23 protein-coding genes and 1 pseudogene are annotated in these 26,560 nt (G+C 64.9%); 13 read left to right on the forward strand and 11 right to left on the reverse strand.

Translation table 11 applies throughout. From position 1 onward, the window contains the following. Positions 1-163: 163 nt before the first annotated feature. Complete coding sequence (locus tag XH85_RS30380) at positions 164-1,339, forward strand: glycosyltransferase family 4 protein (protein ID WP_128934771.1); 1,176 nt, start codon at positions 164-166, stop codon at positions 1,337-1,339. Between the two features lie 29 nt (positions 1,340-1,368). After that, entirely contained in the window at positions 1,369-2,904 is a 1,536-nt protein-coding gene (locus tag XH85_RS30385) for a glucosamine inositolphosphorylceramide transferase family protein (RefSeq protein ID WP_128934772.1), read from the forward strand. Here the strand turns inward: XH85_RS30385 and XH85_RS30390 are convergent. From XH85_RS30390 to XH85_RS30415, 6 genes are all read right to left on the reverse strand, one after another. Continuing rightward, positions 2,901-3,077 (reverse strand): thiamine pyrophosphate-dependent enzyme, encoded by a 177-nt coding sequence (locus tag XH85_RS30390; RefSeq protein ID WP_245473467.1) that lies wholly within the window; start codon positions 3,075-3,077, stop codon positions 2,901-2,903. The genes XH85_RS30385 and XH85_RS30390 overlap by 4 nt on opposite strands. Before the next feature lie 199 nt (positions 3,078-3,276). Next, positions 3,277-4,224, reverse strand: coding sequence for an ABC transporter substrate-binding protein (locus tag XH85_RS30395; protein ID WP_128934773.1), 948 nt, complete (start codon positions 4,222-4,224; stop codon positions 3,277-3,279). A 101-nt stretch (positions 4,225-4,325) separates the two neighbouring features. Then, positions 4,326-5,363, reverse strand: a complete 1,038-nt coding sequence (locus XH85_RS30400; RefSeq protein WP_128934774.1) for an ABC transporter permease subunit — start codon at positions 5,361-5,363, stop codon at positions 4,326-4,328. Beyond that, on the reverse strand, positions 5,356-6,879 hold the full coding sequence (locus XH85_RS30405) for a sugar ABC transporter ATP-binding protein (RefSeq protein WP_128934775.1): 1,524 nt from the start codon (positions 6,877-6,879) through the stop codon (positions 5,356-5,358). The genes XH85_RS30400 and XH85_RS30405 overlap by 8 nt, the downstream gene beginning before the upstream one ends. A 139-nt stretch (positions 6,880-7,018) precedes the next feature. Continuing rightward, positions 7,019-8,464 carry a xylulokinase gene (xylB, locus tag XH85_RS30410; protein WP_128934776.1) on the reverse strand — a complete coding sequence of 482 codons (1,446 nt, stop codon included), beginning with the start codon at positions 8,462-8,464 and terminating at the stop codon, positions 7,019-7,021. 12 nt (positions 8,465-8,476) lie between these two features. After that, positions 8,477-9,400, reverse strand: coding sequence for a LysR family transcriptional regulator (locus XH85_RS30415; protein ID WP_128934777.1), 924 nt, complete (start codon positions 9,398-9,400; stop codon positions 8,477-8,479). Positions 9,401-9,507: 107 nt separating this feature from the next. Here XH85_RS30415 and XH85_RS30420 point away from each other — a divergent pair, with 107 nt between their 5' ends. The 11 genes and pseudogenes from XH85_RS30420 (at position 9,508) to XH85_RS30470 (ending at position 20,382) form a co-directional block, all read left to right on the forward strand. Further along, complete coding sequence (locus tag XH85_RS30420) at positions 9,508-9,831, forward strand: Dabb family protein (protein ID WP_091887674.1); 324 nt, start codon at positions 9,508-9,510, stop codon at positions 9,829-9,831. Then, entirely contained in the window at positions 9,828-10,907 is a 1,080-nt protein-coding gene (locus XH85_RS30425; protein ID WP_128934778.1) for a maleylacetate reductase, read from the forward strand. Before XH85_RS30420 ends, XH85_RS30425 begins: the two co-directional genes overlap by 4 nt. Before the next feature lie 4 nt (positions 10,908-10,911). Beyond that, on the forward strand, positions 10,912-12,279 hold the full coding sequence (locus XH85_RS30430) for an amidohydrolase family protein (protein ID WP_128934779.1): 1,368 nt from the start codon (positions 10,912-10,914) through the stop codon (positions 12,277-12,279). 21 nt (positions 12,280-12,300) lie between these two features. Then, on the forward strand, positions 12,301-13,203 hold the full coding sequence (locus tag XH85_RS30435) for an NAD(P)-dependent oxidoreductase (protein ID WP_128934780.1): 903 nt from the start codon (positions 12,301-12,303) through the stop codon (positions 13,201-13,203). Between the two features lie 15 nt (positions 13,204-13,218). Beyond that, complete coding sequence (locus tag XH85_RS30440; protein ID WP_128934781.1) at positions 13,219-14,103, forward strand: intradiol ring-cleavage dioxygenase; 885 nt, start codon at positions 13,219-13,221, stop codon at positions 14,101-14,103. 61 nt (positions 14,104-14,164) lie between these two features. Beyond that, positions 14,165-15,561 (forward strand): annotated as a pseudogene (locus XH85_RS30445) (FAD-linked oxidase C-terminal domain-containing protein). Continuing rightward, on the forward strand, positions 15,558-17,084 hold the full coding sequence (locus XH85_RS30450) for a sugar ABC transporter ATP-binding protein (protein ID WP_128934782.1): 1,527 nt from the start codon (positions 15,558-15,560) through the stop codon (positions 17,082-17,084). The pseudogene XH85_RS30445 and the gene XH85_RS30450 overlap by 4 nt, the downstream one beginning before the upstream one ends. Further along, complete coding sequence (locus XH85_RS30455) at positions 17,077-18,027, forward strand: ABC transporter permease (protein WP_091887688.1); 951 nt, start codon at positions 17,077-17,079, stop codon at positions 18,025-18,027. Before XH85_RS30450 ends, XH85_RS30455 begins: the two co-directional genes overlap by 8 nt. Then, positions 18,024-19,001, forward strand: coding sequence for an ABC transporter permease (locus XH85_RS30460; RefSeq protein ID WP_128934783.1), 978 nt, complete (start codon positions 18,024-18,026; stop codon positions 18,999-19,001). Before XH85_RS30455 ends, XH85_RS30460 begins: the two co-directional genes overlap by 4 nt. A 42-nt stretch (positions 19,002-19,043) precedes the next feature. Beyond that, complete coding sequence (locus tag XH85_RS30465; protein ID WP_164940221.1) at positions 19,044-20,018, forward strand: sugar ABC transporter substrate-binding protein; 975 nt, start codon at positions 19,044-19,046, stop codon at positions 20,016-20,018. Between the two features lie 76 nt (positions 20,019-20,094). Continuing rightward, positions 20,095-20,382, forward strand: a complete 288-nt coding sequence (locus XH85_RS30470; RefSeq protein ID WP_128934785.1) for a YciI family protein — start codon at positions 20,095-20,097, stop codon at positions 20,380-20,382. Between the two features lie 308 nt (positions 20,383-20,690). On the opposite strand, the gene XH85_RS30480 is transcribed toward XH85_RS30470, so the two are convergent. The 5 genes from XH85_RS30480 to XH85_RS30500 are packed head-to-tail and all read right to left on the reverse strand — an operon-like array spanning position 20,691 to position 26,172. Next, entirely contained in the window at positions 20,691-21,683 is a 993-nt protein-coding gene (locus XH85_RS30480; RefSeq protein WP_128934787.1) for an ABC transporter ATP-binding protein, read from the reverse strand. Then, complete coding sequence (locus tag XH85_RS30485) at positions 21,680-22,669, reverse strand: ABC transporter ATP-binding protein (protein ID WP_164934568.1); 990 nt, start codon at positions 22,667-22,669, stop codon at positions 21,680-21,682. The genes XH85_RS30480 and XH85_RS30485 overlap by 4 nt, the downstream gene beginning before the upstream one ends. Positions 22,670-22,688: 19 nt before the next feature. Beyond that, positions 22,689-23,612 carry an ABC transporter permease gene (locus tag XH85_RS30490; protein ID WP_128934788.1) on the reverse strand — a complete coding sequence of 308 codons (924 nt, stop codon included), beginning with the start codon at positions 23,610-23,612 and terminating at the stop codon, positions 22,689-22,691. Next, complete coding sequence (locus XH85_RS30495; protein WP_128934789.1) at positions 23,609-24,550, reverse strand: ABC transporter permease; 942 nt, start codon at positions 24,548-24,550, stop codon at positions 23,609-23,611. The genes XH85_RS30490 and XH85_RS30495 overlap by 4 nt, the downstream gene beginning before the upstream one ends. Positions 24,551-24,567: 17 nt before the next feature. Further along, positions 24,568-26,172: an ABC transporter substrate-binding protein gene (locus XH85_RS30500; RefSeq protein WP_128934790.1), complete on the reverse strand. Its 1,605-nt coding sequence runs from the start codon at positions 26,170-26,172 to the stop codon at positions 24,568-24,570. Between the last annotated feature and the right edge of the window lie 388 nt (positions 26,173-26,560).

A 26,560-nucleotide genomic window follows, 5' to 3' on the forward strand; every position in this document is an offset into this window, starting at 1 on the left:
CTTCACTTCCTTTGGAAACTGCCAGAATTCTCTCGCGAAGGATGCCGTTCCGGCAGGCTGCGCATTAACTCCGTTTATTGCTAGTCGGTGTCCGCGCGATGCTCGCATGGTAGGTACGGGGTCAAGAAGGTGAAAACTTCGTTTCTTCAGTGGGTCGGGATCCGTGCTCCATTACCAGCCAAACAAGGAGTTGGGCGAGACGACTGCGACAGCACTCACGCCGTCCAACGGCAACGGACGGAAGCTGCACGTCCTTCTCGTCCAGACCCAGGCCGAAAACGCCGGCGCGCAGGAGATCTCCAGGCTGCTCGGTGCCGGCCTTACCGCGCGCGGCTATCGCGTCACCAATCTGTTCTTCTTCCGCAAGTCGGATTCGTTCGACGAGCCGCCCGATACGTTCTACTGCGCCTCGAGCCGGCCGGGCAATCCGCTGGCACTGCTGCGAATGCTGCGGACGCTCGGCCGCCATATCAGGACCAGCAAGCCCGACGCCGTTCTGACCTTTCAGCATTTTGGCAACGTGATCGGCGCCGGTGTGTCGCGCCTCGTCTGCCGCGCGCCTGTCATCGCCAACCAGGTTTCGTCCGCGCTGTCGATGAGCCGACCCGTCCGCACGGCCGACATCGTCATGGGCAGCCTCGGCTTCTTCGACCGCATCACGCTCAATTCGAAGGACATGCAGCGCGAATATTCGCGCTACCCCGCGGCGTATCGGTCACGCATGGTGCATGTCCCGCACGGCTTCGACGACAAGGCCCTCACCTTGTCGAAGGACGCGGCACGAGCGACATTCAACCTGCCGCCGGATCGCATCCTGCTCGGCTGCGCGGCGAGGCTGCATCCGCACAAGCGGCTTGATGTGGCGATACGCTTGTTGCCGGATCAACCATCCTGGCACCTTGCACTGGCCGGCCAAGGAGCCGACGAGGCCCGGCTGAGGCAGTTGGCCGACGAATTGAAAGTATCGGACAGGCTGTACCTGCTCGGCGAAATCCCGCCACGCCGGATGGCGGACTTCCTCGCCTGTCTGGACGTGTTCGTATTCCCGACACAGGCCGAAACCTTCGGTCTGGCCGCGGTCGAGGCTGCAAACGCCGGTGTTCCCTCCGTCGTCACCGATCTTCCCGTATTGCGCGAGGTGCTGTCCTTTGAGGGAAAACCGACCGCACTCTTCGTCGACGCCTCCGATCATGCGAAGCTGTCGGCAGCCGTTTCGACAATTCTGACGAATCAAACCCTGAGCGACGAACTGCGACAAAACGCCAAAGGCCTGCGGCTGCGTTATTCGGTAGATGCCATGGTGGAGGAATACGTTCGGCTTCTCAGCCAAGTCATTTGACGGGGCACGCTGGAATAGATGGGCTCGACATGATCATCGAGTTTCGCTGTGAACGTGAGCATGCGCGCCGGTGGATGGACCGCGAGACGCTGTCGATCGACGGCCGGGACGTGCCGCTTCAAATCGCCTGGACCGCAACGACGGAGTCGCGCCCCACAGGTCTCGACGCGCTATTCGAACTCGAACGCATGGTGTTGCACAGGGGCCAACACAGCGGCGCCGGCAAACTGAAGATCATCCCGGAACGGACGCAAGCTCGCGCCGGCACGGCCGACGTGATCGTCGATTTTACGGGCGCCGCGCGCGACCCCAACTGTTCTGCCCGGCTGTATCTGCGTCCTCTCTTCAACGGCGCCGCAGGCGAAAATGCAGCGCTCGCCGCCATTCTCGCCGGCGACCTGCCGGTGATCGACATCGTCAACGAGGTCGACAATACAGTGCTCGATCGCGGCCACCCATCCGGAGAAATCGCGGCCGGCCTAAGCGGCGCGCTCGAAACGGTGATGGCGCGAACCCTGACCATGGTGGCGGCAATCCTGTCGGGACGCCCGCGCATCGTGCCACAGCTGGCACGCCCCGCCGGAAATCGCATCGGCCGGCAGCCGGCGGCCTACGTTGCGCGCGGCCTCGCCGTATCGATCGCCAAGGAGATCTATCGGCTCTGTTGCTATGCCCCGCATTGGCATATCGGATGGCGCTTCAATGACGGCGCAGGTGTCTGGCAGACCGGAAATCTATCGGGACCAGGCTGGAATGTCCTTGCCGATCCCGGCCATCGTTTCTACGCCGATCCGTTTCCCATCACGTGGCAGGGACGGACATTCGTCTTCTTCGAAGATCTCGATCACCGGATTGGAAAGGGGATCATTTCCGCGATCGAGTTCAACGATGCGGGCCCGGTGGGAGACGTCGTGCCGGTGCTAGAGGAGCCCTGGCACCTCTCCTACCCGTTTCTGATCGAGAGCGACGGCGCGTTGTGGATGATCCCGGAGAGCTCGGTTCACGGCGACGTCGCGCTCTACAAATGCGTTCGTTTTCCGGACAAATGGGAGCGGCACGCGACGCTGCTTTCCGGCCTCGAACTCGCCGATGTCACGATCACGCAGCACAACGGCCTGCACTATCTGTTTGGAGCCTGGCGCGACGGAACGGGCGGCTATTCGGATTCGCTGGCGATCTACTACGCAGACCGCCTCTTTGGCCCGTGGTTGCCCCATGCCAGCAATCCGGTCCTGATCGATCGTGCGAGCACGCGACCGGCGGGGAATTTCGTCACCATCGATAACAAATTGTGGCGCCCGATTCAGGATTGTGCCGACGGTTACGGCGCAGCGCTCGCGCTAGCGGAAATCGTCGAACTGTCGCCGACGACGTTCAAGCAGAGCGTCCGGCATTCGCTCAAGCCCGGGCCGGCATGGCCCGGCCGGAAGTTACACACGCTGAACCGCTGCGGCCGGCTCGAGGTGATCGACGGATCGCGCGTTCAACCCAAGGCCCATGCCTTCGCGAGCAAATTTCCATCGACCGCGTTGGCTCCGCGAACCAATCCCTCCGCCGCCTGCTAGCGCGGATGATTGAACAGGTCCGTCGTGGCGTCGTCGACTGCGATCTCGACCAGCGCAGGACCGCTCGACGCCAACGCTTCTGCCAAGATGCGGTCGACATCGCCGGCATCGGTGACGCGCCACCCCACGCAACCCATTCCCTTGGCGAGCGCGACGAAGTCGAGCCCGGGCAAGTCGATTCCGGGAGGGCGATGCGCCTGCCTGACGATATCGTCAAGTAGCCTGACCAATCAGCGTCGAGCGTGTCGAACTCGGGCGGCCCGCGCGCTCGTACGGCCGATCAGCGCGTGTACGCGCTATGCATACGGGCGGCGTGGGTCAAGACGCCGCCCGTCGTTTCGTGTGTCGCGCGCACCCGGCAGGGACGGTGTTCTACTGAGAACGATCCGACGTCCAGCCCTTGTACTCGGCGACGTTGTCCCGGGTCACGAGCTTCGAAGGCAACAGCTCGACGGTCGAGGCCGGCTTCTGGCCATTGAGAATGCCGACACCGACCTGCACGGCCCGCCGCGCCATGAAGAACGGGTCCTGCGAAGCCGACGCCTGGATCTGCGGCGACTGCGGATCCTTCAGCGCGGCCTCGATATCCGGTGCGCCGTCGACCGCGGTGATGACAATGCCGCTGCGGTTCTGCTGGCGCGCGGCAAGATCAGTGCCGATCGCCTGCGGATCGTTGATGGCGAAGACGGCGTCGATCTTCGGGAAACGGGTCAGATAGCCCTGCGCGACGGTGAGGCCGCCTTCGCGCGAGCCCTTGCCGTCCTGGTCGCTGGATAACACCTTGATGCCGGCATTCTTTGAGAGGACGTTCTTGCAGCCGACGACACGGTCGATCACGGCGGAGACCTGCGGCCCGTTCTCGATGATGACGTCGCCCTTGCCGCCCAATTTGTCGACGATGTACTGGCAGGAGATCTCGCCGGCCTGCACGTTGTTGGTGGTCACGGTGGCGTCGGCGCCTTCGGCTGCGGTGTCGACTGCAACGACGACGATGCCTGCCGCCTGCGCCTTCTTGATCGCCGGCCCGATCGCCTTGGGATCGCCGGGGTTCAACAGAATCAGATCGACGCCGGCGGCAATGAAATTGTCGATCTGGGTGACCTGCTTGCCGAGGTCGTATTCGAAGCCGACCGTCGTGATCTTCACATTGGGATTGGTCTTCTTCGCCTCGAACTCGGCGCCCTTCGACAGCGCGACGAAGAACGGGTTACCCATCGACCCCAGTGAGACGCCGATCGACTTGAGCTCCTTGGCAAAGGATGGCGCGGTGCTTAAGGCAAGCGCCATCGCGGCGCCGGCGAGCATGATCGTCTTCAACATGGTTTCCTCCCTGGTCTGTCTTCGTCCCCGGCACGGCAGACCAGTTGCCGCAACGGAACCTCGCATCACGCCATGCGCACTCCAAGTGCGCGTCGAGCCCTTCAAGTCCTGGCAGACCCCTGCAGCCGGTAACGGTCCAGCGCCACGGCGCCGATGATCACCAGGCCCTTGATCACATATTGCCAGATGTCGGAGACACCGATGAGAATGAGGCCGTTCGACAGCACGGCGATGATCAGCGCGCCGACCAGCGTGCCCCAGATCGAGCCGATGCCGCCGACGAACGAGGTCCCGCCGAGGATCACGGCGGTGATCGCGTCGAGCTCGTAAGATTGGCCGAGCTGGAGGCCATTGGCCGCATAGAGCCGCGCCGCCTGCATGGCGCCGCCGAGTCCGGCGAAAAGTCCGGAAACGCCGTAGACGAAGATCAGCACGGCCCAGACCTTGATGCCGGCAAGCCGCGCCGCGCTCTCATTGCCGCCCACCGCATAGATGTGCACGCCGAGCACGGTCCGGCGCAGCACCAGCCAAGAGACGAAGATGACGAGCAAGGCGATCACCGAGAGCCACGGGATCGAGGCAACGCCGGGTACGAGCGTCAGCGAGCCATTGCCGATGAAGGCATAAGGAATGGAAGGATTGAACACGGTGGTATCGGCCCCGAGCAGTCGCGCCAGGCCGCGTACGGCGGTGAGAGAGCCGAGCGTGACGATGAAAGGCGGCAGGCGCAGGAGCGCGATCAGCGCGCCATTGATAACGCCGAAGCCAAGACCGGTGAGCAGCGCGGCCGGCAGCCACAGCATCCCGAGCTCCGGCAGCTTGGAGAGGGTCAACCCGGCCATCGCGGAGGCCGCCAGAATCGAGCCGACCGAGAGGTCGATGCCGCCGGTGAGGATGACGAAGGTCATGCCCGCGGCGAGCACGGTATTCACTGCGGCCTGCTGCAACACGATGCCGAGATTTTGTCCGGTGAAGAAGCGGCCCTCGGACAGAAAATGGAAACCGACGCACAGGATCAACAGCACTGGCAGCATGCCGAGTGCGCTGATCAGCACCCTTATGCGTTGACGCTTCGTCTCTTGCGCAGCCACAAGGCCGGCAGCTGTGGCAGTGTCCGCCTTCGGAGAGCCGTCATGCATCGAGTTGCTCCATCCCGGTGGCGAGCGTCATGATGTCTTCCTGGTTCAGGGGAGCCGCAGCTTCGCGCCTGATCTCACCGGCGATGTGTCCGGCGCGCATCACGATGACGCGGTCGCAGATGCCGATAATCTCGGGCAGGTCGGACGAGATGACGAGGATCGCGGTGCCGGCCTTGGCCAGATTGTCGATGATCGAATAGATCTCGGACTTGGCGCCGACGTCGACGCCACGCGTCGGCTCGTCGAGGATCAGAACCTTCGGCGCAATGGCGAGAAGCCGCGACAGCAGCACCTTCTGCTGGTTGCCGCCGGACAGGCCACCGGCGGGGACGGCGACATCGGCGGCGCGGATGCTGAGCCCCGCGAAAGCCCGGTCGGCGCGCTCGCGCGCCTTGTCGCGATCCAGAAACCAGCCGAGCTTCGCGTCGCGCGCGAGCACCGCGAGATTGATGTTGTCCAGACATGACATGTCGAGAAACAGGCCGAGCGCCTTACGGTCCTCGGTCAGATAGGCGATGCCGGCCTCGAGTGCCGCGCCGGGGCTACGGATGTCGATCGGACGTCCCTCGAGTTCGAGACGGCCCGATGTTCTCGGTGCGGCACCGATGATGAGATGCGCAAGCTCGGTGCGACCGGCACCGATCAGGCCGGCAAGCCCCACCACCTCACCTGCATGCACAGTCAGTGAGCAACCCTTGACGCGCTGGCCATCGGCCATGTCGATCGCCGCGAGCACGGGATGCCCCCGCCCCGCCTCCGGATCGTGATCCTTCTTGTAAAATGAGGAGACGTCACGCCCGACCATCAGCCGGACGATGGTGTCGGCGCGGATCTCAGGCTTGTCGAGCGACCCGACCAGCCTGCCGTCGCGGAGTACGGTGACGCGGTCGCCGAGCGCGTAGACCTCGTCCATGCGATGCGAGATGTAGATGATGGCAAGCCCCTCGGAACGAAGCTGGCGGATCAGCGCGAACAGCCGCTCGCTCTCGGCGGCCGACAACGAGGTGGTCGGCTCATCCATGATCAAGATTTTTGACCTCGCGTGCAGCGCACGCGCGATCTCGACGAGTTGCCGCTGGCCCATGGACAGATGCGCCACCAGCGTCGATGGCAGGAAGTCCGCACCCAGCCGTCTCAGGATCGGGCCGACGCCCTCGCGCATGGCGCCGCGCGCCAGCAAACCTGATCGCGAGATCTCCCGTCCCAGATAGATATTCTCGGCAACGCTGAGATTGGGAGCGAGCGACAGCTCCTGGTAGATGATGGAGATGCCCGCCGCGCGGCCGCCGAGCGGGCCTTCGATCCGCACTGGCCGGCCCTCGATGCGGATCTCGCCGCCCGGATCCGGCCGGTAGGCGCCGGACAGGATCTTCATCAGCGTCGACTTGCCGGCGCCGTTCTCGCCCATCAGGGCATGAATTTCGCCGGCATAGACGGTGAGATCGACGGCCCGCAGCGCCTTGATGCCAAAGAAGGATTTTGAGACCCCGCGCATCTCGAGGATCGGATCGTTCATCGTGCCTCCCGCGCACAATGCGTTTCCCACCCGCGTCTCGTTTCTTGCCCAGCGCGGTTTGGTCATTAAACAAAAGCGGGTGACGCAGGGCAATACCGAAGGCGAGTATACCGAAGTATGGAAATCCAGATTGGGTCAGCTAGTGGCGCGGCCGATACAGTTCGCGCCACGCGGGAAGCCGCCCGGCATAGGTATCGACAAGTTCAGCGTCGGGCTCGAACGTCTCGATGCGCTCTGGCCGCGTGCATACGGCAGCGATTGCCTCACCGGTGACAGCAAGCCGCCCCAATCTCGCCGCACCGAACGCGGCGCCGGTCTCACCTCCAACGAAGCGATGGACCGGAACATTCAGCACGTTTGCCAGCACCGAGAGCCAGAATGGGGACCGCGAACCACCGCCAATGACATCGGCTTCCGCAATCGCAATGCCGGCATCCGCGAGCGCGTCGCGACAATCGGCAAGCGCGAAGGCAACGCCCTCGAGCACCGCCTGCACGATCGTCCCGCGGTCGGTGCCATGGCTCAGACCATCCAGCATGCCGCGCACGGCGGGATCGTCGTGCGGCGTCCGCTCGCCTGCGAGATAAGGCAGGAAGCTCACAGGCGACGGCGCCTGCGGACGCGCTCCAAGCGGCGCCAGCAGCTCGGCCTCGCCGACGCCGAACAGGCGCGCGAGCCAAGCGAGGCAAGAGGCGGCCGAGAGGATCGCGCCGGCCTGAATCCACATGGCGGGAATGGCATGGCAGAATGTATGCACCGCGCGGTCGGGGTTAGCGGCGATTCTGCTGGTTGGTGCCATGAGGGCACCGGAGGTTCCCAGCGATATGAACGCGGTTCCCGGCCCGATCGCGCCGATGCCGACGGCGCCGGCCGGATTGTCGCCGGCTCCGCCCGCGATCACCGGCTGCCGGGTCATACCCCAGCGCCGCGCGAGCTCGGCACGCAGGGTCGTTGCGGGCGCGCATCCCTCGACCAGACGCGGCATGTGATCGCGCGACAGGCCGGTCGCTGCCAATGCTGCATCCGACCAGTCCCGACGCGCGGCGTCGAGCCACAGCGATCCCGATGCATCGGAGACATCCTCGATGGCCTCGCCGCTCAGCACCAGGCGCAAATAGGCCTTTGGAAGCAGAACGAGCTTGGTCGCCGCAAAGATGTCAGGCTCGTGGGTTGCGATCCAGAGCAGCTTCGGCGCGGTGAATCCCGGCATCGCTTTGTTGCCCGACGTCGCGCGCAAGGCGGGCCAGCGCTGCTCCAGGATAAGGCATTCGGCGGCCGAGCGCCCGTCGTTCCAGAGGATGCAGGGCCGCAAGGGCCTTAAGCTCGCATCGAGCAGCGTGGCACCGTGCATCTGGCCGGATAGTCCAATGCCTTCGACCGCCGACAGCTCGCCGGCATGCGATGCCTTCAGGGCATCCAGCGTGGCGAAGGTCGCATCGATCCACTGCGCGGGATCCTGCTCGTAATAGCCTGATTGCGGCGAGACGGTCGTGAGCGGCCGGCTCTCGCTTGCAATCACGCGCTGCGCACCGTCGACGAGAACGGTCTTGACTGCGGAGGTGCCGAGATCGATGCCGAGATACATGGATGCTCCCGCTCACTTCGCCGTGTCGATCCAGATCCCCGGCTCCGAATGCTCGCGGATGTGGCTGACCAGGAAGTCCGAGAACACCCGGATCTTGGCCGGCAGCCCGGCGCGGTTCTGATAGGCGATGTTCATGGTGAGCAGTGGCAGCTCCCAGTCCATCAGCACCGGAACGAGCCGGCCCGCTGCGATATCGCTTTGGACGATGTAGAGCGGCTGGATGAGGATACCGAGACCTGCCAATGCCGCGCCGCGGATGACCTGGCCGTCATTGCTGTCGAGCGTCGGCGTGATGCGCACCGTCTGCGCGCCATGGCCCTTGCGCAGGCGCAGCGAATAGGGATCGTTGGCGAGATTGTAGACCAGCATGTTGTGACGCGCGAGATCGGCGGGCTGTTCCGGCGCGCCGCAGCTTGCGAGATAGGAGGGTGCGGCCGCGAGCACGCGACGCATCTGGCCGATGCGGCGGACGATGATGTTCGAATCCGGCTCCTGCTCGCGCGTCCGGATCGCCACGTCGATGCCGGCCTCGATGAAATCCGGGTAGCGGTTGGCGGTGGTGATCTGCATGTTGAGCTTCGGATAGCGCGTGCGGAAGGCCGGCAGCATCGGCGCCAGATAGATCACCGCAAAGGATAGCGAGCTCGTGACACGCAGCGTGCCCTGCGGCGACAGCGCGCGATCGCTGACGATGTCCTCGGCCTCAGCCAGTTCGTTCAAGACCCGGCTGGAACGCTCCAGCAGCTCCTGCCCCGCCTCCGTCAGCCACAGGCGGCGGGTGTTGCGCTCGATCAGCCGGACGGCGAGCCGCTCCTCGAGCGCGCTGAGATGGCGGCTCGCGGCCGCGTTCGACATGCGCAGCGCTTCGGCGGCCTTGGACAGGCTGCCGAGCTCGGCCGTCTTGGAAAACACCTCCAATTGCGCCAGGCGATCCATTTTTCCACTTTTAGGAAAAGAGAGTTACGATTATTGCCTTTATTTCCGCCTCCCGCAAGTCAAAATGGCCTCAACACAAGCAAGATAGCAGGCGAGGAAACAGGGAAATGTCGGGCCCGATCAGGCACATCGTGATGTGGCGGCTGCGCGGGGAGACCCCGGCGGAGCGCTCCGCCGCCCGGATCAAGGTCAAGACCCTGTTCGAAGGCCTGCGCGGCCGGATCGACGGCCTCACCCATATCGAGGTCGGCATGGATGTCAGCGCGGTCGATTACGCCTGCGACGTCGTCCTGTTCTCCGAGTTCACCAACGAGGCCGCGCTCAGCGCCTACGCCAATCACCCCGAACATTTGCGCGTTCGCGAGGCGCTGGGCGACTTGCGGATCGGACGCTTCCAGGTCGATTATCCCATCAAAGAGACCGGCGCATGATCGGTTCGTTCACCTTTGAAAACCTACCCTGCCGTGTTGTGTTCGGCAGCGGAACGCTTGCCTCCGCCAAGGCTGAAGTCGAGCGGCTCGGCGGCAAGCGCGCGCTGGTGCTGACGACGCCGCAGCAGGAAACGCAGGGCAAGAGTCTCGGTGCGTCGCTCGGGGGGCTCTATGCGGGCCTGTTTTCCGGCGCCACCATGCATACCCCGGTCGAGGTCACGGAGCGCGCGCTCGCCGCCATGAAGGCATGCGAGGCCGACTGCGTCGTCTCGCTCGGCGGTGGATCGACCACGGGCCTTGGCAAGGCGCTCGCCTTGCGCACCGGCGTCAACCAGCTCTGCATCCCCACCACCTATGCCGGCTCCGAGATGACGCCGATCGTCGGCCAGACCGAGAACGGCCTGAAGACCACGGTGCGCGATGCCGCCGTGCTGCCGGAGACCGTGATCTACGATGTCGACCTGACCCTGACGCTGCCGGCGAGCTTAGCTGCGACTTCAGGCATCAATGCGATCGCACATGCGGTGGAAGCGCTCTACGCGCGCGATACCAATCCCGTGACATCGCTGATGGCGGAAGAAGGCATCCGCGCGCTGGCCCGTGCCCTGCCCGCCATTGCTGCGAGGAGCGACGACCGCGAGGCCCGCACCGAGGCGCTCTACGGCGCCTGGCTGTGCGGCGTCTGCCTCGGCACCGTCGGCATGGCACTGCATCACAAGCTCTGCCACACGCTCGGCGGCACCTTCGATCTGCCGCACGCTGAGACGCACACGATCGTGCTGCCGCATGCGCTCGCCTACAATGCACCGGCGGTGCCGGATGCGATGGCGCGCGTCTCGCGCGCGATTGGCGCGGCCGATGCCTCCCAAGGACTGTACGACCTTGCGAAGCGGCTGGATGCAAAGCTTGCGCTGCGCGACGTCGGCATGCCCGAGAGCGGCATCGACAAGGCGGCCGATCTCGCCGTCACCAACGCCTATTGGAATCCGCGTCCGCTCGAGCGGAGCGCCATCCGCGACCTGATCGCGCGCGCCTGGGCCGGCGAGCCGCCGGGCGCTATCAAACCGGCGGCGTGAAGCGATGCGGCGCACGCTGATCAAGTCGGCCACTGTCATCAGCATGGATGACGCGATCGGCGACCTCTCGACCGGCGACGTGCTGGTCGAGGGCAGCCGAATCGCCGATGTGCGGCCATCGATCGACGTCGGCAGCGGCGAGGCAGAGATCATTGACGGCACGGGACGCATCGTCATCCCCGGCCTGATCAACGCGCATATGCATACCTGGCAGACGGGCTTACGCGGCTATGCCGCGAACTGGACGCTGCTGGAATATTTCCGCCGCATGCATGCGGGCCTCGCGACTGTGTTCAGGTCCGACGACATCCACATCGCGACGCTGGTCGGCGCGCTGAACCAGATCAACTGCGGCACGACGACACTCGTCGACTGGTGCCACAACAATCCGACGCCAGATCACACCGACGCTGCGGTTCGCGGCCTGATCGAGAGCGGCATCCGCGCCGCCTTCTTTCATGGCTCGCCGAAACCGGAGCCGAAGCCCGGCGAGCCGCATTTCTCGGAGATCCCGCATCCGCGCCGCGAGGTGGAGCGGCTGCTGGCGGGCCCTCTCGCCGACCGCGACGGGCTCGTCACGCTCGGGCTCGCCATTCTCGGCCCGCATTACTCGATGCTCGACGTCGCCATGCATGATTTCCGCCTGGCACGGGAGCTCAAATTGATCGCCTCCATGCATCAGGGCGGCGGTCCCGCCAAGACGCCTGGTGGGTGGGAGAAGCTGATTGAGGCTGGCCTCGTCGGCGCCGGCATCAACATCGTCCATGGCAACGATCTGCCCGACGAGCTGCTGGACCGGATGGTCGATCTCGGCGTGTCCTTCTCGGTGACGCCGGAGAACGAGATGACCCAGGGCCATGGCTTTCCGATCACCGGACGGTTGCTGAAGCGCGGCGTGCGGCCGACGATCGGCATTGATCTCGAATCCGTGCTGGCCGGCGACCTCTTCTCCGCCGCCCGCGTCGCACTGTCGATGCAGCGGGCGCTCGACAATGCGGAAACGCGCAAGGCCAGCGGCATGATCCCGGCAACGACTACGATTCCGGTGCGCGAGGCGCTGCGCTGGATCACGACCGAAGGCGCCCGCATGCTCGGCCGCGAGAACCAGATCGGTTCGTTGACGCCGGGCAAGCTCGCCGACCTCGTCATCATCAACGCCTCCGATCTCAACCTCTTCCCGGTGCACGATCCCGTCGCGACAGTGGTGATGCAGACTAGCCTCGCCAATATCGAAGCTGTCATGATCGGCGGCGCCTGGAAGAAGCGAAACGGCCGGCTGCTGGTCGAAGCGCTCGAGAGCAAGAAAGAGCTGCTGGCGCAATCCGGCCGGCGGCTGGTGCAGGACATCGAACGACAGGGACGCGCCGCCTGAAGGCGCCAATGGACAAGAAAAATGAGTGATGCTTCAAGGAATGTCGCTTTCATCGGGATCGGCAAGATGGGCCTGCCGATGTCGGTGCTCGTCGCCAAGGCTGGTTACGCCGTCACCGCGTTCGATCAAAGCGCGGCGCGGATCAACGAGGCACGCGCGCAAGGTATTGCGATTGCCGCTTCGCCGGCCGAGGTCGTGAGCGGCAAGACCGCAGTCGTCACGTCCCTGCCCGACGATGCCGCCTTGCGCGGCGCGCTGCTCGGTCCTGCCGGCCTCATCGCCGCGATGGCGTCCGGAGCTGTTCTCATCGAGACCAGCACCGTGAGTGTCGAGGCTTCTACCGAGGTTGCGGCCGCCGCGCAGGCGCGCGGCATTGCCTATCTTCGCTCGCCGGTCTCCGGCAATGCCAGCATCGTGCACACGGGCGCGCTGACCTGCTTCGTTTCGGGGCCGAAGGATGCCTTTGACAAGGCAAAGCCGCTGTTCGCGGCCTTCACCCGTGCGCAGACCTATCTCGGGCCGGCCGAGGAAGCACGCTACGCAAAACTCTCGGTCAATTTGATGATCGCGGTCTCCGCGGCGATGATGGCGGAGAGCCTGGCGCTGGCGCGCAAGGGCGGCATCGCCTGGCAAGACATCTTGAAGGTGCTCGACGACAGCGCGATCGCCTCGCCGATGGTGAAGTACAAGACCGCGCCGCTGCGCAACCGCGATTTCGATTCCACTTTCTCCTGCAAGCAGATGGCCAAGGATCTCGACCTCATCCTCGGCGCCGGCCACGCCGTCGGCGTGCCGCTGCAGCTCGCGGCGCAAGTGCGCGAGACCTATGGCTCGTTGGTCGCGCAGGGCGACGGCGAGACCGACTTCATTGCGACCGTCAAGCATCTCGAACGGTTGTCCGGCCTCGGCGAGCCGAAGCTGTGATCAACGGAGGCACACATGCGTAACTTCAACGAGAACACGATCACGGACGCGGTGCTGGAGCGGATCGCGGGCGCGACCGATCCGCGCATCAAGCAAATCAGCGAGGCGCTGGTCCGTCACCTTCATGCCTTCGTCCGAGAGGTGCGGCCGACCCAGAAGGAATGGGAATACGGCATCGACTTCCTGACCCGCACCGGGCACATGTGCGACGACAAGCGTCAGGAGTTCATTCTGCTGTCGGATACGCTCGGCGTCTCCATGCTGGTCGACGCCATCAACCATCCGGTGCCGGAGGGCGCGACCGAGACAACGGTGCTCGGGCCGTTCTTCGTCCAGGCCGCGCCGGAGAAGGAAAGCGGCGCCGATATCTCGGGTCCGATGGAAGGCGATCCGATGCTGGTCACCGGCTCGGTCTCGACCGTGGACGGAAAGCCGCTTGCAGGCGCCGTGGTCGACGTCTGGCATTCCGACGACGACGGCTATTATGACGTGCAGCAGCTCGACGCCATCGGCGATCTCGCGATGCGTGCCCGCTTCCACACCGACCAGAACGGCCGCTTCCATTTCTGGTCGATCAAGCCGGCTGCCTATCCGATCCCGCATGACGGCCCGGTCGGCGAGATGCTGGAGGTCCAGGGCCGCCATCCCTGGCGTCCCGCCCATGTGCACTTCATGATCTCGTCGCCCGGCTTCGAGCAGCTCGTGACGCATGTGTTCGTCGCCGGCGACCAGTATCTCGACAGCGACGTGGTGTTCGGCGTCAAGGACAGCCTGATCCGCGAGTTCGTCCGCCACCCTGCCGGCCGTGCGCCGGATGGTCGCATGGTGGACAGCGCATATTTTCATCTCAACTATGATTTCGGCCTGAAGCAGGTTGCGAGCAACGCGCAAGCCGCCTAATCCGAACGACAACGCAGCGGACCGACAAAGAGTCCGCCACCGGGGCAGAGAGGGAGCAAGGATGGGACCGCGGGTCCGCACGGCAGTATTATTGGCCGATCGCCTCAATGGCATGATCGGCCCGCGCGCCAGCGTCGCGCGCGGCGTGCTCGATCAGCATGGGCAGAGCGAGTCACACTACCGTAATCTGCCGCCCGACATCGTCGTCTTCCCCGAAACGACGCAGGAAGTCGCCGAGATCGTGAAACTCTGCGCGAGCGCGGGGATGCCGATCGTCCCGTTCGGCGCCGGCACCTCACTCGAAGGCAACGCGGCCGCGGTCGCCGGTGGCGTCTGCTTCGATTTCGCGCGCATGAACAAGGTGCTTGCCGTGCACGACAGCGACATGGATGTCGTGGTGCAGCCCGGCATAACGCGAAAACAACTCAATGCGGAGCTGCGCGCGACCGGCCTGTTCTTTCCGATCGACCCGGGCGCGGACGCCTCGATCGGCGCATGACGTCGACGCGCGCTTCCGGCACCATGGCGGTGCGTTACGGCACCATGAAGGACAATGTCATGGCGCTGGAGGTGGTGCTCGCGGATGGGCGCGTGATCCGCACCGCCAAGCGCGCGCGGAAATCGGCGGCCGGCTATGATCTGACGCGCATGTTCGTCGGCGCCGAAGGCACGCTCGGCGTGATCACCGAGATCACGCTGAAGGTACATCCCGTGCCGCAGGCGATCTCGGCCGCGGTGTGCAGCTTCGATAGCCTGCACAACGCCGTCGATACCGCGATCTCCGTGATCCAGTCGGCAATCCCCGTCGCGCGCATCGAGTTGCTCGACGAAGTCATGATGCGCGGCATCAATGCCTACGCCAAGCTCGGCTATCGCGAGGCCCCGACCTTGTTTTTCGAATTCCATGGCTCCGAGGCCTCGGTCGCCGAGCAGGCCGAGGCCGCGCAGGCCATCGCGGCCGACCATGGCGGCCATGGCTTCGCCTGGGCCAAGGCACCGGAAGACCGCAGCCGGCTCTGGCACGCCCGCGACAACACGCTCTATGCGGGCCTGGGCCTACGACCCGGTGCACGCGCGGTGATCACCGATGTCTGCGTGCCGATCTCGCGGCTGGCCGAATGCCTGATAGAGACGCGGCGCGATGCGGACGAGCATGGGTTTACAGCCCCGATCGTCGGCCATGTCGGCGACGGCAATTTCCACATGCTGATCCTGATCGATCCGGCAAAGTCCGAAGAGACCGAAGGCGCCAAGGCGCTCCAGGCCCGCATGGTCGCGCGGGCCATCGCCATGGACGGCACCTGCACCGGCGAGCACGGCATCGGGCTCGGCAAGATCGATTATCTCACCAACGAGCTCGGCGAGGCCGTCGACGTGATGCGGCAAGTCAAGACCGCGCTCGACCCGAACGGTCTCATGAATCCCGGAAAGATCTTTGCCAGCGGAGCGCAGGCATGAGCAGCGCAGCATTGGCCGTTGAGCCCTCCTCGCCCACACCGCTCTTGGAGCTGCGCGGCATCAGCAAGGAATTTCCAGGTGTCAAGGCGCTGGATGACGTGTCCTTCGCTGTCTATCCCGGCGAGGTCCATATGCTGCTGGGCGAGAACGGCGCCGGCAAGTCGAGCCTGATGAAGGTGCTGTGCGGCGCCTACCGCGCCGATGCCGGCGAATTCTTCTACAAGGGCGAGAAGGTCGAGATCAGCTCGACCGCGGATGCGCAGAAGCTTGGCATTGCCGTCATCTTCCAGGAATTCTCGCTGGTCCCCTATCTCGATATCGCCCAGAACATCTTCCTCGGCCGCGAGCCGAAGGGCCGCATTCCCGGCACCATCGACCGCCGCAAGATCCTGGCAGACGCGCGTCGTGTCCTCGGCACCATCGGTTTCGACATCGATCCTTCCACCACCGTCGACAAGCTCGGCGTCGCGCAGCAGCAGATGGTCGAGATCGCCAAGGCGATCAGCCAGAACGCCCGCATCCTCGTGATGGACGAGCCGACCGCAGCGCTGTCGGACCGGGAGACCGAGCTGCTGTTTGCGCTGATCGCGCGGCTGAAGGCCGACGGTGTGTCGATCGTCTACATCTCGCACCGCATGGCCGAAGTGTTCGCGCTCGGCGACCGGATCACCGTGCTACGCGACGGCCGCCGCATCGATGGCGTCCGCCCCGCCGACGTAACGCCGGACCAGCTAGTCCGCATGATGGTCGGCCGCAATGTCGACATGACCTATCCGCGCAACTTTGCCGACAAGCCCGGCGAGGTGCTGCTCGAGGTCAAGGGCCTGACCGCGCCGACCGGCATCTCCGACATCAACATCGAGGTGCGCCGGGGCGAGATCGTCGGCCTGTGCGGCCTCGTCGGATCCGGCCGCAGCGAGGTCGCCCGCGCCATCTTTGGCGCCGATCCCGTAACATCCGGCGACATCGTCTTCGACGGCAAGACCATCTCCGGCGAGCCTGACCTTGCCGCCCGCCGCGGCATCGCGCTGATCCCCGAGAGCCGCAAGAGCGAGGGCCTCGCGCTGCTGCGATCAGTCAGCGACAATCTGGTGGTGTCGGCGCTGCGAAAGCTGTTCCCGAGCGGCCTGTTCGACCAGCGCAGTGCGCAGCGCACCTCCGACGGACTGATCCGGCAATTGAGGATCGCGACACCGAGTGCGCGCCAGACCGTCGGCCTGCTCTCGGGCGGCAACCAGCAGAAGGTCGTGATCGGCAAGTGGCTGGCGGCTGGCTCAAAGCTGTTCATCTTCGACGAGCCGACGCGCGGCATCGACATCGGCGCCAAGTCGGAGATTTTTGCGTTGATCGACCGACTGGTGGCCGAAGGCGCAGCGGCCCTCATGATTTCGTCCGAACAGGTCGAGATCTGCCATGTCTGCGACCGCGCCTATGTGATGCGCGAAGGGCGCATCGCCGGGCACCTGACACGCAACGAACTGACCGAGGAGAACATCGTGCGACTGGGGATGCATCATGCGTGAAGCCGCGGTCGTCTCGCAACCCAATCCGCTGCAACGCATTCCCGGCGTTGCCATGGTGCTGGTGCTGCTGATCGCGCTGTTCAGCGCAATCGCGCCCGGCTTTCTGTCGGTCGCCAATCTCTCCAACGTGCTGGTGCAGTCGACAATCCTGACCATGCTCGCGCTGCCGATGACACTGATCATCATGACCGAGGGGCTGGACCTGTCGATGGGCGCGGTGCTGACGCTGACCTCGCTCTGCGTCGCGATCGTGTCGCTCGCGACGAAATCGATGTTGCTGGGTTTAGGTGCCGGCCTGCTGGTCGGCGCCGGCTTCGGCATCGTCAACGGCTGGCTGGTTGCGATCCTGGGCATCCCGCCCTTCGTCGCGACGCTGGGCACGCTCGGCATGGCCCAAGGACTGTCGCTGATCGTCAGCGACGGTCAAAGCGTGGTCGGCATTCCCCACAGCGTGCGCGACATCTACTCGGCGACGCTTCTCGGCATTCCCGTGCCGATCGTGATGGCGCTGGTGACCTACGCTGCGTTTCACGGCCTGCTCTATCACACCCGCTTCGGCACCTACATCTTCGCACTCGGGGGTAACCGCGAGGCGCTGCGCTATGCCGGACTCTCGCCGAACAAGCTGCTGATCGCAGTCTATGCCATCGGCGGCGCCATGGCGGGAATCGCCGGCCTGTTGATGACCGCGCGGATGAATTCCGGCCATCCCACCGCCGGCCTTGGCCTCGAATTCGATGCCATCGCGGCCGTTGCCGTCGGCGGCACCTCGTTCGAGCGCGGCAATGGTTGGCTGCTCGGCACCGTGCTCGGCGTCATCGCGGTCGGCGTCTTGCGCAACGGGCTGAACCTGATCTCACTGCCGTCCTCGGTGCAGGTCGCAAGCGTCGGCGTGCTCGTCATCGTCGCGCTGTTCCTCGATGGCCTCAGGAGCCGCGCATGACCGACATCACCAAAGACGCCATCGCGCCGCCCCGCTCGTTCCTGTCGCAGGACGCGATCCAGGTGTTCTATCGCCTGCTCGCGGCACTGCTGATCTGTGCGGTACTGGCCGTGCTCAGCGATTCCTTCCTGAGCCTCGGCAACATCCTCAACGTGCTGAGGCAGGCGAGCCTGACCTTCTTCATCGCCTCCGGCCTGACGCTGGTGGTCTTGACCGCCGGCCTCGACCTCTCCGTCGGCGCCAATGTCGCGCTGTCGGCCTGTATCGCCGGCACGGTGATCCACAAGACCGGCTCGCCGGCGCTCGGCATCCTCACCGGGCTTGCCTGCGGCGGCATCGTTGGCCTCCTCAACGGCGTCATGGTCACCGCGCTCCGCATCCCCTCCTTCATCGCCACCTATGGCATGCTCTGGGTGCTGAACGGCCTCACCTATTGGTACATGGCGGGCGAGACCCTGCACGGCTTCCCGGCCGGCTTCCGCCAGATCGGCAGCGGCTATCTGTTCGGCTTGCCGATCCCGGTCTATCTGCTGCTGGTGTTCCTCGGAATCGGGACGCTGTTCGCGCAACGGACGATCTGGGGTCAGGAGATCTATGCCATCGGCGCCAATCCCATCGCAGCGCGGCTGTCGGGCATACCGGTCGCGCGCCGCCTGCTGCTGGTCTATGCCGTCTCCGGCACCATGGCGGGGCTCGCCTCGATCATCTTCCTGTCGCGGCTGAATTCGGCCGAGGCCGACATCGGCGAAAGCCTGACGCTGCCGGCGATTGCGGCGGTGCTGATCGGCGGCACCTCGCTGTTCGGCGGCGTCGGCACCGTGTTCGGCACCTTCATCGGCGCACTGATCCTGACCTTGGTGCTGAACGGCATGAACCTCTTGTCGGTCAGCGCCAACTGGCAGCCGCTGGTGACAGGCATCATCGTCATTCTCGCGGTCTGGCTCGACATGAAGACCCGCCGCCGCGCGCAATGAGCTTTTAGAAGTCTAACAAGCAAAATGAGGGATGGAGGCTACATGAAACTGAAACTTGGCTGTCTGACGCTGCCGCTGCTGATGGCGGCTGCGTTCACTACGGGGGCGCGCGCCGACGGCGAGACCATCGCCGTCTTCACCAAGAACCAGACCAACCCGTTTTTCCAGACGGTGCGGGTCGGCGCCGACAACATGGCGAAGACGCTGAACGCGAAGACGCTGCAGTACATCCCGACCAAGCCCGACAGCATCCCCGAGCAGCTCAGCCAGATCGAGGACGTCGTGGTGAAGAAGCCGAGCGCGATCGTCTTCACGCCGGTCGACTACAAGGCGATGGTGCCGGGGGTCGAGAAGATCAACGAGGCCAAAATCCCGGTCGTCAACATCACCGACCGCTCCGCCGGCGGCAAGTTCCTCTCCTTCGTCGGCGCCGACGATTACAGCCTTGGGCTCGAGACCGCGCGCTACCTGCTCAAGACGCTGGGCGGCAAGGGCAACATCGTCATCATCGAGGGCGTCAAGGGCTCGCTGACCAATGTCGACCGCGTCCGCGGCTTCAACGCTGCGCTGAAGGAGGCTCCGGGGGCCAAGCTGCTGGCCTCGCAGCCCGGCAATTACCAGCGGCTGCAGGCGCTCCAGGTGATGGAGAACCTGATGCAGTCGAACTCGCAGATCGACGGCGTGCTCGCCGCCAACGACGCCATGGCGGTCGGCGCGATCGAGGCGCTCGACGGCGCGAACCGCAAGGCCCAGGTGATCGGCATCAACGGCACCAAGGAAGCGATCGACGCGATCAAATCAGGCAAGCTGCTCGCGAGCGGCGACTATAACGGATTTGCGCAAGGGTGCCTCGGCACCATGATGGCGATCCGCTCCTTGCGCAACCAGCCGGTCATCAGCGAGATCGTGCTGAAGCCGACCGTCATCACCAAGGACAATTTTGGGCCGTTCGACGTGCCGCTGGAGCAGCGGACCTGCCCGACCTTCGAGGAAGCGGGCAAGCTCGGCGCCAAGTAGACTAACCGATCACGTCAAGCACGGACGGCCGCCGCCGCGGCCGTCCCAAGAACTGAAGCAAGAAACGGAGACCACCATGCTGTTCGCCATTCACGCCGTCGACCGCGCCGGCGCGCTGCCGACCCGGCTCGCCAATTACGACGCCCACAAGGCTTTCCTGAGCGACACATCGCGCTTCGGCGTCAAGATCGTGATGTCGGGGCCGCTCGTTTCCGACGACGGCGCGACCATGATCGGCAGCCTGTTCCTGATCGAGGCGCCCGGCCGTGGCGAAGTCGAGGCCTTCAACCGCGCCGATCCCTTTGCTGTCGCCGGCATCTGGGAAAAGGTCACGATCACGGGCTTCCTGCGCCGGCAGGGTTGAGGCCGGCCAAATCAAAAACGCAAAAACAACCCCATGCACAGTAGAACCGGGTTGTTTTTGCATACAAATTTCCGTCGCGTCGAGCGCGCTTTAGCTCGTCGATCGCAAAGCGCAATGGCTTCAGGTTGAATCGATTCCGGGGCGGCTCGTTCACCTCGCTCGCGGGAGAGGTCGGCGCAGCGCCGGGTGAGGGCTTTCTCCTCTAAGGGACTGTCCCATTGTGGAGACACCCTCTCCCCAACCCTCTCCCGCAAGCGGGAGAGGGAGCGCACCCTCGGTGCAGCAAACAAGCCTGATCTCATCACGCTTTAGCCGCCCGTCGCGGCAACGCCCTCTTCGAGATGACAGGCCACCCACTGCTCGGCTCCAATCGCGCGAAGCGCCGGCTCCTCGGTCCGGCAGCGATCGAAGACGAAGGGGCAGCGGGTGTGGAAGCGGCATCCGCGCGGCGGATTGATCGGGCTCGGCACGTCGCCCCTAAGAATGATCGGATTGCGCTGGGCACCAGGCTCGGGCAGCGGCACCGCGGAGAGCAGCGCCTTGGTGTAGGGATGTCTCGGTGCTGCAAAGATCTCGCGGCGCGGGGCGACCTCGACGATCTTGCCGAGATACATCACCGCGACGCGGTGCGTCATATGCTCGACGATCGCGAGATCATGGCTGATGAACAAGAGCGCGAGGCCGAACTCGCGCTGGAGATCTTGGAGCAGGTTGACGATCTGCGCCTTGACCGAGACGTCGAGCGCGGAGACCGCCTCGTCACACACGATCAGCTCCGGCTCGGCCGCCAACGCCCGCGCGATCCCGATGCGCTGGCGCTGGCCGCCGGAAAACTCGTGCGGCCGGCGGTTCAACGCCTCGCGCGGCAGGCGGACGGTATCCATCAGCGCGGTGACGCGCACCTCGAGGTCTTCCGCGGATTTGGCGAGACCGAAATTGCGGATCGGCTCGGCCAGGATGTCGCGCACGCGCATGCGCGGATTGAGGCTCGAGAACGGATCCTGGAACACGACCTGCACGCGGCGGCGCATCTGACGCATCGTGCTCGGCGCAGCATCGTCGATCCGCTGGCCGTCGAGGATGACCTGTCCCGCAGTGATGTCGAACAGCCGCAGGATGGCGCGGCCGACCGTCGACTTGCCGCAGCCGGACTCGCCGACCAGCGACAGTGTCTCGCCGCGCGCGATCTCGAACGACACGCCGTCGACTGCATAGACGAATTCGGACTTGCGGCCGAACAGGCCGGTCTTGACCGGAAAGTGCTTCTTGAGGTCGTTGACCTGGAGCAGCGGAGGACTCATGCCGCGACAGCTCCCTTGGCCGCATAGTGGCAGGCGGCGATGTGACGGGGTCCCTTCTCTTCGAGCCCCGGCGCATATTGCCGGCAGAGATCGGTCGCAAGCGCACAGCGCCCGGCAAAGACGCAGCCGGTGATGGGCTTGCGCAGATCAGGCACCTGCCCCGGGATCTCGGCGAGCCGCGTTGCCGTCCCGGCGAGCGAGGAGCCAAGCTTCGGCACCGCGCCGAGCAGCCCCTGCGTATAGGGATGGCGCGGCGAGCGAAACAGCTCAGCGACCGGCGCTTCCTCGACCTTGCGGCCGGCATACATCACCATGACGCGTTCGGCGATTTCGGCGACGACGCCGAGATCGTGGGTGATCAGGATGATGGCCGCGCCAACCCGGCGCTTGAGGTCCAGCATCAGCTTGAGGATCTGAGCCTGGATAGTCACGTCGAGCGCCGTGGTCGGCTCGTCCGCAATGAGGAGCTTCGGATTGCAGGCGAGCGCGATGGCGATCATGACGCGCTGGCGCATGCCGCCGGAGAGCTGGTGCGGATATTCGCGCACGCGGCGCTTCGGCTCGGGAATGCCGACCAGCGTCAGCATCTCGATCGCATGCGTCTCGGCAGCCTGCTTGTCGAGGCCCTGATGGATCATCAAGGTCTCGCGGATCTGGCGCCCGACGGTGAGCACCGGGTTGAGGCTCGTCATCGGCTCCTGGAAGATCATCGAGATGTCGTTGCCGCGGATGGCGCGCATCTCACGATCGGACAGCTTCAGGAGATCCTTGCCGGCAAAGCGGATGCTGCCTGCGATCCTGCCCGGCGGCTCCGGGACGAGCCGCATCAGTGACATCGAGGTCACCGACTTGCCGCAGCCGGATTCGCCGACGATGGCGAGCGTCTCGCCCTCGTTGACATGGAAGGACACACCGTCGACGGCGCGGTTGATGCCGCCGGGGGTGCGGAAATGGGTCTGGAGGTTCTCGACTTCGAGCAGCGCCATCGCGATCAGCCTCGATACATCAGAGGCTCTTGGCCATGCGCGGATCGAGCGCATCGCGAAGGCCATCGCCAAGCAGGTTCACGGCGAGCACGGTGACGGACAGGAACGCCGCCGGAAAGAACACGATGTAGGGCTTGACCTGCCACAGCGCGCGGCCCTCGGCCATGATGTTGCCCCAGGACGGAATGGTCGGCGGCGTGCCGGCGCCGATGAAGGACAGGATCGCCTCCGTGATCATGGCGCTGGCGCAGATATAGGTCGCCTGCACCAGCATCGGCGCCACCGTGTTGGGCAGGATGTGGCGCAAAATGATCATCGGCGTGCGCGTGCCGCAGGCGACGGCTGCGTCCACGTAAGGCTGCTCGCGCAGCGATAGCACCACGCTGCGGACGAGGCGTGACACGCGCGGGATTTCGGCAATGGTGATGGCCAAGATGACGTTGCCGACGCTGCCGCGCGTCAGTGCCATCAGCGCGATCGCCAGCAGGATCGGGGGGATCGACATCAGCCCGTCCATGAAGCGCATCAAAATGCCGTCGGCCCAGCGGAGGAAGCCGGAGACCATGCCGATGGCAAGGCCGGCCGCGGAGGCGAAGATTGCAACTGAAAGCCCGACCGTGAGCGAGACCCGCGCACCAAACAGCACGCGCGAATAGATGTCGCGGCCGAGCACGTCGGTGCCGAACCAGAAATCGGCCGACGGCGCCCGCGTGCGCTTGGCTGGCGCCAGCGCGGTCGGGTCGACCGTTCCGAGATGGGCTGCGAAAATCGCGATCAGGACCAGCGTCAGCAGCAGCGCGCCACCGATCGCGACGGTGGGATGGCCGCGCAAGAGCCCGATGAAGCCGCGCCGGATCGTGACCGGCCGCAGGATCTCGGGCAGTTGCGGCGCGACGACGAGGCCGGCGGGAAGCGATTGCGAATTGACGGTCGTATCGGTCAATAGCGGATCCTCGGGTCAACGAGCGTGTAGATGACGTCGATCATCAGATTGACGAGGACGTAGACGAAGCTGAACAGCAGCACGATGCCCTGAATGACGGGATAGTCGCGGCGCAGGATCGCATCGATGGTGAGACGGCCAAGGCCGGGGATCGCGAACACGCTTTCCGTGACCACCGCGCCGCCGATCAGGAGCGCGATGCCGATCCCGATCACGGTCACGATCGGCACCGCCGCGTTCTTCAGCGCGTGAATGAACAGGATGCCGCCCTGCCCGAGGCCCTTGGCGCGTGCGGTGCGGATATAGTCCTGCTGCAACACTTCGAGCATAGCCGCGCGGGTGATGCGCGCGACCAGCGCGATATAGACGCAGCCGAGCGCGATCGCCGGCAGGATCAGGTTCTCGAGCCATGGCCAGAAGCCCGCCGTGAGCGGCGTATAGCCCTGCACCGGAAGCCATTCCAATTCGAGCGCGAAGACGTAGGCGAGCATGTAGCCGACCACGAACACCGGCAGCGAAAAGCCGAACACGGCAAAGCCCATGATGGCGCGGTCGATCAGGCTGCCGGCCTTCCAAGCCGCGACCACCCCGAGCGGCACCGCGACCACGATCGTGAGCAGGAGCGTGACGATCATCAACGACAGCGTCGGTCCGAGGCGCTGGCCGATCATCGCCGACACCGGCAGATTGGTGAAGATCGAGGTGCCGAGATCGCCGTGCAGGATGCGCCAGACCCAGCTTCCGAACTGGACCAGGAAGGGACGGTCGAGGCCGAGGCTCTGGCGGATGCGCTCCACATCCTCCGGGCTCGCCTGGTCGCCCGCGATCACCACGGCCGGATCACCCGGCGCGATGTAGAGCAGGCTGAACACGAACAGCGCGACGATCGCCATCACGGGCAAGGTCGCGACGATGCGACGGAGGATGTAAGAGAGCATCTGGCTTCAGCGCACGATCATGCGGACTTCGACACGCCCCAGAAGAACGGCAGCGGCCCCTTGGTGATGCCGGAGACATTCTTGCGCCACGCCGTATAGGTCAAGAAGAAGCCTGTCGGCGCATAGACGACATCCTCGAGCGCCGCCTTATTGACTCGCCCGATCGCTGCCTTTTCTTCCTCGAGATTCTTGGCCTCGAACCAGGCCGTGATTTCCTTCTCGGTATTCGGGCTATTGGGCCAGCCGAACCAGGCCTTGTCGCCATTGGCGCGAATGGCGGTGTAGGCGGCGGGCGTGATGCAGTCGGCGCCGGCATGCCAGCTGTGGAACATGTTCCAGCCGCCCTGCCCCGGCGGCGTCTTCTGCGCTCGGCGAGAGCCAACCGTGCCCCAATCGGTCGCGACGAAGTCGACATTCATGCCAAGCCGTTTCAGGAGGTCCGCGGTGACGTCGCCTTGCGCCTTCGTGATCGGCTGGTCCTGCGCCACCAGACACGTCACCGGCTGGCCGGAATAGCCGCTCTCGGCGAGCAACTTCTTGGCCGCGTCGAAATCGCGCTTGCCCTTGAGAATCTCACCGCCCAGTTCGCTGTAGAGTGGCGTGTCCGGCGTGAAGAAGCCCGGCAGCGACTTCCAGAGCGCGTTGTCGTCGCCGACGATCGCGCGCATATAGTCTTCCTGGCTGAGCGCCATCAGCACCGCGCGCCGCGCTCGCACATCGTTGAAGGGCGCGAACAAATGGTTCATGCGGAACGAGCCGATATTGCCGAGGGGATCGCCGATGTCGACGCTGATGTTCTTGTTCTTCTTCAGCACGGGCACGAGATCGGCGATCGGGTTCTCCCACCAGTCGACCTCGCCGTTTTGCAACGCTGCGGCAGCGGTGGCCGGGTCCGGCATCACCACCCACTCCACGCGATCAATCAGGATCTGCTTGCCGCCAGCGAGCCAGGATGCCTTCTCCTGCCGCGGGACGTAGTCGGCGAATTTCTCGAACACGGCCTTGGCGCCCGGCACCCATTCGCCCTTGGCGAACTTCATCGGCCCGGAGCCGACATATTCCGTGATCTGCTTGAAAGGATCGGTCTTCGCGATACGCTCGGGCATGATGAAGGAGCACGGCGCGTTATTCTTGGCCAGCGCATAGAGCATTTTCGGGAAGGGCTGCTTCAAAACCCATTTGAACGTGCGGTCGTCGACAGCAGTCAATTCCTGCTGGATCGCAACGATCATCAACCCCATCGGATCGCGCGCGGCCCAGCGCGATAGGCTCGCAACGACGTCCTTGGCCAGCACCGGCTCGCCGTCATGGAACTTGAGGCCGGGTCTTAAACGGAATGTCCAGATTTTGCCATCGTCGGAGGTCTCCTCGGACTCGACCATCTGCCGCTGCGGCTGGAGCGAGGAATCGATGCCATAGAGCGTATCCCAGACCATCGCGGCGGCATTGCGCACGACGTATTGGGTGCCCCAGATCGGATCGAAATTGGCGAGGTTCGCTTGCGGCACGAAGCGCAACGTGCGCGCCGCTGCGCCTTGCGACAGCGCAGGGGCCGAGAGGCCACCCGTCAACGCCAGGCTGCCCGCGCCAGCCAGTCCCTTCAATACGGTCCTGCGATCCATGAAGTCCTCCCACTATTGCCGTGATGCCGGCCATCATTGGCCAAGGGCAGGTGAAACCTGCCCGTTGGCGTGCAAATGGTATGCCACTAACTGCGCCTTCGCCAGCGGCGATTGGGGGGGACTTCGCGCCTCCTTGCAGACGCTGCCGCGATCAAGCGCGGCGCATCGCTGTCACGGCATGTCTTGCCGGAGCTTTTCGTTTCCTTAAGCGCTCGCCAGAAGGATGCAGGCAACGCTATATGCATCCGTGAAGGGACTTGCGGTGGCGGCGGTCACGGCCACCGGCCGCGCTGATGTGCCCCGTCAAGCTGTCCGCGCGGGCACAGGATCGCAGGGGTTAGCCTTTGCAGACTGCGCCTCGCACAGTCGCAAGGCTAACCCGTACACC

It is taken from the genome of Bradyrhizobium zhanjiangense, from assembly GCF_004114935.1.
GTDB lineage: Bacteria > Pseudomonadota > Alphaproteobacteria > Rhizobiales > Xanthobacteraceae > Bradyrhizobium > Bradyrhizobium zhanjiangense.